Source organism: Rhizobium sp. P40RR-XXII (assembly GCF_012641405.1).
GTDB lineage: Bacteria > Pseudomonadota > Alphaproteobacteria > Rhizobiales > Rhizobiaceae > Rhizobium.
In genome coordinates this window covers 170,761-182,286 of the sequence record NZ_JABAII010000009.1, presented here as the reverse complement: position 1 = coordinate 182,286, position 11,526 = coordinate 170,761, and the positions used below count along the sequence as shown (strand labels likewise).

At 60.1% G+C, this 11,526-nt stretch carries 8 protein-coding genes; 2 read left to right on the top strand and 6 right to left on the bottom strand.

Annotated features, from left to right (window positions below; all coding sequences use genetic code 11):
• Nucleotides 1-135: 135 nt before the first annotated feature.
• Genes HGP16_RS19260 through HGP16_RS19235 form a run of 6 tightly spaced genes read right to left on the bottom strand, consistent with a single transcriptional unit; the run spans nt 136 to nt 8,032 of the window.
• Nucleotides 136-1,731: an ABC transporter substrate-binding protein gene (locus HGP16_RS19260; protein WP_168841605.1), complete on the bottom strand. Its 1,596-nt coding sequence runs from the start codon at nt 1,729-1,731 to the stop codon at nt 136-138.
• Between the two features lie 41 nt (nt 1,732-1,772).
• The gene (locus HGP16_RS19255; protein ID WP_168841604.1) at nt 1,773-2,906 is read right to left on the bottom strand and encodes a DUF917 domain-containing protein; all 1,134 of its coding nucleotides are present in this window, start codon (nt 2,904-2,906) and stop codon (nt 1,773-1,775) included.
• Nucleotides 2,899-4,455, bottom strand: coding sequence for a hydantoinase/oxoprolinase N-terminal domain-containing protein (locus HGP16_RS19250; RefSeq protein WP_168841603.1), 1,557 nt, complete (start codon nt 4,453-4,455; stop codon nt 2,899-2,901). Before HGP16_RS19250 ends, HGP16_RS19255 begins: the two co-directional genes overlap by 8 nt.
• 17 nt (nt 4,456-4,472) lie before the next feature.
• Nucleotides 4,473-6,119 carry an ABC transporter ATP-binding protein gene (locus HGP16_RS19245; RefSeq protein WP_168841602.1) on the bottom strand — a complete coding sequence of 549 codons (1,647 nt, stop codon included), beginning with the start codon at nt 6,117-6,119 and terminating at the stop codon, nt 4,473-4,475.
• 3 nt (nt 6,120-6,122) lie between these two features.
• A complete protein-coding gene (locus HGP16_RS19240) occupies nt 6,123-7,004 on the bottom strand; it encodes an ABC transporter permease (protein WP_168841601.1) in 882 nt (293 codons plus the stop codon).
• Complete coding sequence (locus tag HGP16_RS19235; protein ID WP_168841600.1) at nt 7,004-8,032, bottom strand: ABC transporter permease; 1,029 nt, start codon at nt 8,030-8,032, stop codon at nt 7,004-7,006. The genes HGP16_RS19240 and HGP16_RS19235 overlap by 1 nt, the downstream gene beginning before the upstream one ends.
• 136 nt (nt 8,033-8,168) lie before the next feature.
• Here HGP16_RS19235 and HGP16_RS19230 point away from each other — a divergent pair, with 136 nt between their 5' ends.
• Complete coding sequence (locus HGP16_RS19230; protein WP_168841599.1) at nt 8,169-10,523, top strand: response regulator transcription factor; 2,355 nt, start codon at nt 8,169-8,171, stop codon at nt 10,521-10,523.
• A gap of 333 nt (nt 10,524-10,856) precedes the next feature.
• The gene (locus tag HGP16_RS19220; protein ID WP_246705575.1) at nt 10,857-11,498 is read left to right on the top strand and encodes an alginate export family protein; all 642 of its coding nucleotides are present in this window, start codon (nt 10,857-10,859) and stop codon (nt 11,496-11,498) included.
• Nucleotides 11,499-11,526 lie beyond the last annotated feature (28 nt).

Here is an 11,526-nt window from a genome sequence, read left to right as displayed (position 1 = left end):
ACGGAAACTCTGAGCCGCTTTATCTTGTTGTTTTCTCGCAATTCCGGACGAAAAACCGCTCCGCACTTTTCCTGGAATTGCTTTTGCTGTCCCGACCCCGAAAAGGGTCGGGCTTAGATCTTGTGCAGGCAAAGATCAGTTCGCCTTGCAGTCCCAATGGAAGTTCGAGAAGTTCAGATCCCAGCTCTGCATCGGAATGAACGCATAGCCCTGCAAGCACTTGTTCGCCGCATAGCGCCGGTTTGGCGATACCGCCCACACATCGGGTTGCAGCTCGGCGAGCTTGACTTGCAGCTCGTTATAGGTCGCGTTCTGCGACTTGATGTCGGTGGTCGCCCTTGCCTTGTCGATCAGCGCGTCGACCTCGGGATTCTGCAGCCATTCCATCGACATCCAGGTCCCGGAAGCCTTGGAGTGATACTGGTTATAGAAAATTGCGTCGGGCGATGGATAGTTGGGCGAAATGTTCACCTGCGTCGAGGCGGGCGTGGTTTCGGGCTTCGAGGAGAGCTCGACGATGCGGTTCCAGGGCTCGGGCTTGATGTCGAGCGTGATGCCGATCTGTTCGAGATTGGCCTGCATCAGCAGCGCCACTTCAGATTCGAAGGCGAGCGAGGCGACATAGCTGTTGACCAGCGTGATTTTCTGGCCGGCATATTTCGACTTGGCGAGCTCTTCCTTCGCCTTTTCGAGATCGAAGACGCCGGGCGGGATGTCGTCGTTGTGCGCATCCTTGAAGACGGTCGAAAGCGGGCCGGTCATGTCGAAGCCCGGATAGATTGCTTCCTGGATGGTCTTATAGTCAGTGGCATAGGCAATTGCCCGGCGCACATGCACATCGTCCGTCGGGTAGACCTTGCTGTTCAGCTTGATGACGAAGCCGCCGGCCGTCGTCGACTGAAGCAACTTGTAGCCCGGCATCTTGCCGATGGTTTCATAAGTGTCGTTGCCAAGACCGTGCGAGGAAAGTCCGAGCTCGCCCTTTTCGGCAAGCGCCTTGACGGTGGCGTCGTCGCTCGTCTGGACGAAACGCACTTCGTCGATTGGTGTCCCCTTGGTCCAGCCCAGGAAATAATCGAGATTGCGCGCGATCACCATATCCGCGGAGCGATTGTAGCTGACAAGCTTGTAGGGACCCGAACCGGCGGAGTGTTCGCCGACGTAGGCTTCACCCCATTTGTCGTCCGACTTGGTATTGGCTTCGATCAGCTTCTCGTTCAGCGCCATCATTAGCGGCGTCACGGCCATGAACGGAGAGAACTGGCGATCGAGCTTGACGACGACGGTCTCGTCATCGGGCGCGGTGACGTTGTCGGGCTGCACGAGGCCGACGATAAGGTTCGAGGGACCCTTGTTGATGCCGATCAGGCGCCGGATCGACCAGACGAAATCGGAAGCCTTGACCGGTGTGCCGTCCTGGAACTTGGCGTCATCGCGAAGATGGAACGTGTATGTCAGCCCATCCTGCGAGATATCCCAGGATTTTGCCAGATGGGGCACGATCTCGCCCGAAGGGCTGACGGTCGTGAGCGCGTCATACATATTCACGATCGCCATATAGCCCGTGTAGTCCGTGACCTTGGCCGGATCGAGCGAGCTGAAAATCTGCATCGTGTTGACGGCAATTGACACCTTGTCGGCCGCCGATGCAGCAACCGAAGCCAACGGTAACGCCAAGGCGCTGGCGAGCAGAAGTGCCGAAAGACGCAGATTTCTGGAACCCATCTTCATTCTAGTTCTCCTCTTTGATGCGGGAACTGCCCCGCTTATGATTAGGCTGCCTTTCGGCCTGGAGCCGGCAGCGGCGAATAGGTGATGTCCGGGTAGCCGAAGGCAGTCGGGCCGACGACATCGAGCGCACGCGCGCTGCGCAACAGCTCGTGGCAGGGAATGGCGACGACGGCGACGCGCTGGCCGTAGCGCAGCATTTCGGTGGTGATCGGATAGCCGGTATCGACATCGAGCAGGACGATCAGGTCCGGCACGCAGACCTCCATTACGCCATCGCGGCGGAAAACGAGGAATTCGTTCTGGATCGCCACGTTCCCCGTCTGCCCGTTGCAGTCATCGAAGCCAGCGAGTTCCAAATCGCCGATGACGAAACCACCGCGCAGATGGCGCTTCAGGTCGGTGATCTTGCCGTTGAACACTCGTCGACCGCCTTCCAGGGCGCAAACGGCGGCAATCGGGTCTTCCTGCGCCTTGCGCGCACGGATTACCGCTTCGCCGAGCGCGATCGCCTTGGTGAAGCTCTTCGGAATGCCGTACTGATGGACGTAGCGAGCTTGCATCGGCGCCGTCGCCAGCATAGCACCGCCGCCCTGCGCCACGACGCAGGCGCGCGCCATGCGCTCATGCCAGACCTCCGAGACGGCATGGCTGAAGATCACGGCATTGCCATGCAGGTCGCACATGACCGAAGGCGTGGAGCTGTGGCCATAGATCGAAAAGGTCGTCATCTGCATTTCGGGGAAGGCACGGCCCATACCGTCGCAATCGAGGATCGGCAGGCCGCCGAGAGCCGCTGTGACGAGCGGGTTCATCGAATTCGCACCGCCGATCTCTTCGCAGACGATGGCATCGATCGGCGTGCGTATCAGCTCTTCCATGGCGCGCAGGCAACGCAACCCCTCACGCCCCTCGCGGATGCGCTCGACACCGACGACCGGCGCACCGATGCCGCCGATCGACATGCACAGAGCATCCGGTTCGATGGCGTCCGTTGCGAGCACCTTCATCTCGTAGCCAGCCTTCATGGCTTCGAGGACAAGAAGCTTACCCTGGTAGGGATTGCCGCCGCCGCCGGTGCCGAGAATGCCCGCACCGATTTCGAGGGCATCCAGATCCTCTGGCGTCAGCCGGCGTAGGGCGGCGTCGTCATATTTCTCCTTGCGCGTCTCAGGCATGATGGCCTCCCATTTCACCGACGACTTTGACGTGGATGCGCGTGGCGTTGCCTGGCAGATAGGCAAGCGGCGTATCCTCGCGCTCGATAACTTCAAGAGTTTCTGCAAGCGCGCCGGCGGCGATTGCCTTTTGGCGCGCCTCGGCTTCTGCCTCGGCAAGCGCACTCTCGCGGGTATGACCGTCGATGAGCGAGAAGACGCGATCGGTCTCGCCGCTGATCTGGGCAATGGCGGCGCCAACCGCATTGGCCACGGCAAAATTTTCCGGCAAGATCACTTCGAGATCTCCGATACGATCGGGCATTAGGATCGAGCCGCCGCCGACCGCGATGACCGGTACCGGCGTCGAGGAAATGCGGCTCCGCTCGACACAGGCCTCCAGCATGGCGTTGATTTTTGCAACGGCAGCCTCGACAAGTGTCTTGTCGAGATTGGTGACCAGCGCATGATTGCCGATGTCGGCCTTACCGGCGGCAACGGCGATATCGGTGGTGGTCAATGTCGACCCGCCAAAGCAGAGTGCTTCCTTGCGCACGCGATAACCGACCGATTTCGGTCCGACGGTGATACCCGCGTCACCTCTGACAACAAGCGAACCGCCGCCAAGGCCGATCGAAAAGACGTCGGGCATACGGAAATTGGTGCGGACTCCGCCAATGTCGACCGTTGTGGAGGCCTGGCGCGGGAAGCCGTGCGACAGAGCGCCGACATCCGAGGTCGTACCGCCGACATCGACGACGACGGCGTCTTTCAATCCGGTGAGGAACGCCGCGCCGCGCATGGAATTGGTCGGGCCAGAGGCAAAGGTCAGCACCGGAAAGGCACGCACGGCATCGGCCGCCATCAGCGTACCGTCGTTCTGGGTGATATAGAACGGGCAGGGGATTCCGGCGGTCGCCAGCGCCTTGCCAAAAGCGGCAACCGTGCGCTCCGCAAGCGACAGCAGGCTCGCATTCATGATCGCGGCACTTTCCCGCGCCAACAGGCCGTGACGACCAATGTCCTTCGACATGACGACCGGCAGGCCCGGGCAATGCTGCTGCAGAATTTCCTTAGCCCGCAGCTCCATGGCATCGTTGATGCCGGCAAAGACGCAGGTCACGGCGGCAGCCTTCAGGCCCTTTGCACGGATTTCGCCGGCAATGCGCACGATGGCATCCTCATCGAGCGGCGAAAGCTCGCGCCCGTCGAACTCGTAGCCGCCCTTGACCTGATAGCCATGATTGCCGACGATATCGCGCAGGTCATCGGGCCAGTCGACCATCGGCGGCAGGCCGGCGCCAGACGGAAGGCTCAACCGGATGGCTGCGACCTCGTCCATGTGACGGCGCTCGATCACCGCATTGGTGAAATGTGTGGTGCCGATCATGACGGCGGCAATGCATGTACGATCGATTCCGGAGGCCTCGATGACCTTCTCCAATGCCTCGATTACGCCCGAAGTCACGTCCTCGGTCGTCGAGGCCTTGACCCCGGCCAGAACGATCTTTCCCTCCAGGACGACTGCATCCGTGTTGGTGCCGCCGACGTCAATTCCAACGCGATACACGTCAGGCTCCTCTTCGATCAATCTGTGGTTTTGACGAGGAAGCGCCTGCGCTCTTCCTCGGTTACTGCGGGCTTCTGACGCTCCTCCTCATCAGTGACGACAGGGATCGCGGCAATCAGCGCGCGTGTGTAGGGGTGATTGGGTGCGGCAAAAACCTTCGGCGTCGGCCCTTCCTCGACGATCTCGCCGCGCAGCATGATGGCGATACGCGAGCAGAAATTGCGCATCAGCGACAGGTCATGCGAAATCATCAGATAGGTGAGGCCGAGCTCCTCGCGCAGCTGTAGCAGCAGTTCGATGACGGTCTTCTGTACCGAGACGTCCAACGCCGCGGTCGGCTCGTCGAGGATCAGGATCTTCGGTTCTGCCGCCAGCGCGCGGGCGATCGCCACCCGCTGCTTCTGGCCGCCCGAAAGCTCATGCGGGTATTTTGCCAGATAGGATCGCGGCAAACGCACGAGCTCCATGAGCTGCTTCATTCGACCATCACGAGCCGGCCCATCCATACCGATCGATTTCAGCGGCAGTGACAGGGTTTGCTGGACATTGCGCTTGGGATTGAGCGACGTGCCGGGGTTTTGGTAGACGATCTGGGTCGGCCGCTTGCCACGCCCCGGTGCCGGCGCATCAATGGTGACGCTGCCCGATGTCGGGCGCGACAGATCCATGATGATGCGTGCGACCGATGTCTTGCCGGAGCCAGATTCGCCGGCCAATCCGAAGATTTCGCCCTGACGCAAAGTCAGGTTCACATCGCGAACGGCATGGAAACCCGGCTTCCTGCCATAAATCTTATTCAGGCCTTCGACTTTGACGATGGGCGCTCGGTCGCTCTGCGGCAGATCGCTGACGCGCTCGCCGTAAAGAGGCGGCACGGCTTCCAACAGCGCTTTGGTATAAGGCTGCCGCGGGCTGGTGAGAATCTCGGCGCAAGGGCCGGCCTCGACGATATCGCCGTGATGCATGACCACCACACGGTCCGCGACCTTGCGCACGACACCGAGATTGTGGGTGATCATGAGGAGGGCCATATTCTCCTCGACCACCAGCTGGTTGATCAGGTTCAGGATCTCGTCCTGCGTCGTCACGTCGAGTGCCGTGCCGGGTTCGTCCGCGATCAGGAGCTTCGGCTGGTGCAAAAGCGCAAGGCCGATCAGGACGCGCTGGCGCATGCCGCCCGACAGCTCGGACGGATAGGCGTTCATCACACGCGCGGCATCGGCAAGCTGCACGCGCCGCAAGACGGCGGCGATCCGCGTCCGACGCTCGGCTTTCGACGAGCGAACGCCGTCGCGCTTGTCGGCAAAACGCATGACGTCATCGAGATGCGTGCCGATCTTGAAGACCGGATTGAAGGAGGAAAGCGGATCCTGCATGATCAGGGAAAAGGCCGTGCCTTTTAGCGCTTCTCGCTCCCTGCGCTGCATTTTCAAAACGTTGCGCCCTGCGACCGAGATCGTACCCGAGGCGATGGAAGCGTTTTTCGGTAAAGTGCCGATGATCGCCTTTGCCGTGACGGATTTGCCCGACCCGGTCTCGCCGATCAGTGCGACGCGCTCGCCAGCTGCGACGGTGAAGGCGATGTCACGCAGCACTTGGCGTGTGCGGCCATAGGTAGTGAAGGAAACGTTCAAGGCCTCGATCTTGAGAAGCGGCTCACTCATGGCTTAGCTCTCCACATCGAACATGTCGCGCAAGCCATCGCCCAGAAGATTAAAACCGAGCGTCACGTAGAAGACGGCTGCACCGGGGCAAACGACTTCCCACCAATAGTTTGGCATGAACTGGCGGCCATCGGCGACCATAGAGCCGAGATCCGGGATGGGCGGCTTCACCCCGAAGCCGAGGAAGCTGAGCGTCGCGCCGAACAGAATGACGAAGGCTGCATCCAGCGTCGTTTTGACGGAAATAACCGCAACACAATTCGGAAGGATTTCTCGGAAAAGGATGTGCATTGGGCCGGCACCGGCAAGGCGGGCCGCCTCGATGTAATCTTCGGACGCAACGGACTTGGAAACGGAGTAGATCAGCCGCGCATGCCATGTCCACCATAGCAGCGTGATGGCGATCATCGCGTTCATCAGGTTCGGCTCAAGCAGGTTCGACACGGCAAGCGCCATGACGAGTGGCGGCATCGCCAGCATGACGTTCGTCAGGCCCGCGATGATCTTTTCGACCCAGCCACCGAAATAACCGGCGATCAGGCCGAGTACCGTGCCGATCGGCACGGAAATGCCGAGTACGCCGATGACCAGAAGCAGGGAGACGCGCATGCCGAAAACTGTGCGGGAGAAGATATCCCGGCCGACTTTGTCGGTGCCGAACCAATGAGTGGCGTCGGGCGCCACATGCCGTGCGCGGAAATCGACCACGGCGCCCACATGCTTGGGATAGGGCGTCAGCCATGGCGCGAAGACCGCCAGAACGATGACGGAAATGAGCATCAGCGTGCCGATCACCGCAGCTGGATTATGGCTGAAGCGATACCACATCATGTAACTCGTGCTCAGCCTGCGGTCGGACGCGTCAAGCATCTTTATGTCGGCCATCAGCGTGCCTCCTTGCGGCGCAGACGCGGGTCGATGATCGAGATCAGGACGTCCACGACCAGGTTCGCAACGATGAAAAACAGGCCGGCGACCAGCACGACGGCGGTCACGGCATTGAGGTCCTTCTGCAGGATGGCGTTCAGCCCGTAGGAGGCAAAACCGCCCCAGGCGAACACCATCTCGATGACGAAGGCATTGCCGATCAGCGACGCGAATTCGAGGCCCATGATCGTGAGCGGCGCGATCGACGAGAGCTTGAGGAGATAGCGGAAGATGATGACCCGCTCCGGCACGCCGAAACTCTGCAGGGTCAGAACGTGGTCCTTGCGCTGGTTCTCCAGCATGGATGACCGAGTAATGCGGGTAATCTGGCCAATGCCGGCCATGGCAAGCGCAAAGGCCGGCAGGACGAGGTGCTGGAGCGCATCGACGAACACATCCACACGTCCTGCCAGCAAACCGTCAACCAAAAGGAAGCCAGTCGGCCCTGCCTGAAAGTTCAAGGAGTGATCGAGGCGGCCGATGATCGGCCAGTTCGGTAGACAACGAGCTGCCAGTAATTGCAGGCTGATCGCAAATAGGAAGCTCGGAATGGTCACACCGGTCAAAGACAGGATGCGGCCGATATGATCCAACGCGCGATCCCTAAAATGCGCAGTAGTGACGCCGAGCGGGATGGCCACCACAAACATGAAGATCACGGAGACGAGTACCAACTCCACTGTTGCCGGCACCGTCTGCTCCAGATCGGTCGTGACGGGACGTTGCGAAACCAGCGACATGCCGAGATCACCACGCAGTGCCTTGCCGACATAGTCGACATATTGCACCGGAAGCGGCTTATCCAATCCCATCCGAACACGCAGCGCATCGACCTGCTCCTGCGTTGCCGCGGGGCCGAGCGCCATGCGCGCCGGATCTCCCGGCACGACGCGCGCCAGCGCGAAAATCATGATGGAGAGCGCGATCATGACCAGCATGAAAGTGCCGAGCCGCGTCAGGATCGCGACCAACGGATGTTGCTGCATCGACGGGAGGTTCCTTGTTCGCCAGCTAACCTGGCAACAACAATCCGCATCTTCCGGCGATGAACAACAGGACAAAGGTATAGTTTTTTAGCTTTATGGTATAGGTTATTTTTCGATATATGCTTACAAACCCCGCATGAACAGATTGATCCCACGGCCCCATCTTTGCCGTCGCATCGCTGCAGAGCGAGCCGGTGTGATCTTTCTGCGCGCCCCTGCAGGTTCCGGAAAGACCACTGTTCTGTCCATGGCCGCAGAGGCGATGGGCAGGAAGGTTTGCAGCCTGCAGCAGCCGCGCATGAGCGATGTCGAGGCTGGGCAGCTTTTCTGGGACGTACCCGTTTCAGCTCGATCGGCCCGCCTTTCCGCCCAGCTCATGGAGACCATCGACGTTCTGGTGGTTGCCTGCCGTCCCGATCAACGCATCAGTGGTCTGGCGCGGCTTATCCTGCATCGGGGCGCGGTCACGCTCGACGCTGGTGATCTGACTTTTTCCCGGCAGGAGCTGGGGGAGCTTCCTGCTGAAGAGGCAGACCGGTTTGTCAAGGATTATGCCGGCTGGCCGGCATTTCTGCCGCTGACGCTGCTGCAGGATGAAGGGCTGGCCATCGACTATCTGCGCGAAAATTTCCTTGCACACCTTTCGCCGGGACAGACGGCGTCCCTCTCAATCTGGCTCGAGACCGCTACCTCGTTCCCGGACGAAGAATGGGAAAGCCTATTGCCACCCCTTCTTGCAAGAGCCCCAAATGACCACCCGGCATTCTTGAAGCTTCTTGCGATCGCCGCCAGCGAAAGGCTTGCAAGCTTTCAGACGACGGCCGCGGTAGTCGAGGTAGCCTCCGCCTTTGAACGAGCGGGACGACCACTTGACGCCATGGCCCTGCTTCTGGATCACGGGCACGAGGCCCATGCTGCGCAAATTCTGGAGCGTGCCCGCGGCCTGGAACTGATTTATCGAAATAGCCTCCAGACCTTTCGCGACATCATCATGCGCTTTTCCCATGAGATGATCGCGACCAATGAGGTCGTACTCTTTGCCATGGCCCGCACACTCCTGAAGCTTGGCGAGCTGCAGCGCGTGCGCCATCTGGTTGGCAAGCATCTGGGTTCTGATTATCTCGATCCGTTGAAGGTCTTGTTGCGTGGGTCGCGTTTTTCCTTCGCGGCGCGAACCTTTCGGCTCAATCTCATGATTTCCGAAGACCTGATGCCGACCGACGCCATGATCACCCGCCTCGGAGAGTTCATGGCGGATTATCCGATGGGTGATCACGGCAAATGGGCGGCCTATTATAACGCGCTGCTGGAATTCGAAATTCGCCGCCGGAATTTTCGCGAGGCGGAGGCCGCCGCTGCCCGTACCTTGATTTATCTTGGCCATATGGGCGGCCAGCCGTTGCTGGAATTCTTCATCCATCTCCATCAGACGGTATTGCGTCTGATGAGCGGCGATGCTCTTTTTGCACGTCGGGCCATCCAGGAGGCGCGGCAGAAACTGGAACAGGTACCGCACGCGGCAGAGGCGGAATTCCGTATGCTGCGGCTCGCCGAAGCCTGCATCGCCTATGAGGCCGGACAGCCCCGCGATCTCCTGCAGTTTGTTCAGAACGAGTTTGATGGTTTCGCTGCCGCCGAAATCTGGCCGAGCCTGATGCAGTTCGCGCTTCATTATGCGTCACAGGTCCTGGCCGATCATTTTCCGATGGTGATCCGGCCCGGTTTTCTCGATGGGCTCTGGATTCATCTGTCGGAAGGTCTGCAATTTCACGCCATGATGGAGATCCGCACCGCCATCGCCTACCAGAACGCCAATCGCTGGAGTGACGCGGCAGCAACACTGTCTGCCGTCCGTATGCGCATCGGCCGCAACTGGGTCGAAAGCGCCAATGAAGAGCTGACCCGCCTGACGAGACGGGACGAGATTTCCTACGCCATGGCATGGTTGCGCGATTCCGTGCGCCTTTCGGGGCCGCGCCCCTATTTGTCGCGCCAGATCGATGCGCTGATCGCCAACCCAAAAGTCACCAACCGCGAGAAAGTCGCGCTCCAGCTTTGGCAGAGCTACACTTCCTATCAGCGCCGTGACAATGCCGCGACGCGCGCACACCTGCTATCCGCGCTTGAAGGTGCGACGCGGCTCGGCTGCAACGGCGTGCTCTCGGAGGAGCGGATCTTCCTTTCGCCGCTGCTCAAGAACAAGCGCATCCGCACCTTCATCGAGACCTCGTCCGATGTCCGCACCGCGCTTTCGCTCTTTGCCGCTTCGATGAATTCGCCGCACGCGAAGGCCTTGCAGGGCGGCCTCTCGCAGCGCGAAGTGCAGATGATCCAGCTGATCGCCAGCGGCATGTCGAACAAGCGCATTGCTCACACCCTCAATGTTTCCGAGGTGACGGTGAAGTTTCACCTCGGAAATCTGTTTCGCAAGCTCGGCTGTCATCGCCGCGCCGAAGCCATCCGAGCGGCAACCGCGCTCGGCTGGTTGTAAGTGCCTTATCATCCGCGCCAGCCAGGAACCTTTCGCAATCGATTTCGCGCCATCAGTTTTATGGGTTCACGACCTCGTGCGCTGTTGGCTACCTGCTGCTGGGCTTTTCCATTCCTCCGCTTCCTGTAAACCCGTGATCACCCGATTACGCAATTACAGCACGTGGATCTCCAAATCGGCATAGCAAGACCCTGCTGGAAACGAGTTTCTCCGCTATCCCCTTGGCAATGGACTACGGGCCGAGATGTTAGATTATCCTTCTATGCTGGGTTTTCCGACGCCCCGGCTCCGTGCCTATGCGCGGGAGACGGTCATTGCGAGAAGTTCCAGGCCCTGGAGCGGTTCGTACCGGCCCGCGATGGGCCAAATGTCTGCCAGGCGTTCGATGCCGTCTGGACCGGGCGGGAGACGGAAACGTGGCGCTTCTATGGCCTTGTCAGCCAGCCCGTTCAGTATCGGGATGACCACCCCTTCGATGATCAATCCAGCGGCGATGCCCTGTTCAGCGGCGGCCCCATCGAGGGGCAATTCTTGCCGACAATCGAGGCGCCCGCCTATTGCGCGCTCTATCAGCGCAAGCACGCTGCTCTTCTGACCGCGTCGGGTGAGGAGGACAGGCATGTGCTCGATATCCGAACGGCCGGCAAATCTGCCGGTTTCGACTGGGATGCGGAAGCGATGGGACAGGTTGGCCAGGTCGGCTCAGCCGACATTCTGGCCTGGGCTTTGGGTGCGAGGACCGGCTACACCTTCGAGGAACTCACCTGGTCGCCGCGGATAGGTATGCAGTTCGACGTGGCGTCTGGCGACCGGAACGCAAGTGATGGCACGCTTGGCAGCTTCAATCCGCTGTTTGCGAACGGCTTCTATTTCTCGCTTAAGAACCTTCCTGTTCTCAGGTACAGCCCGCGGTGCCAAGAAATTGAGATTACTTTCGACACACGACTGCGGCCATTCCAACGGATTGGGTCATAACAGCACCTTACGCCGCAGCCAACGTTAG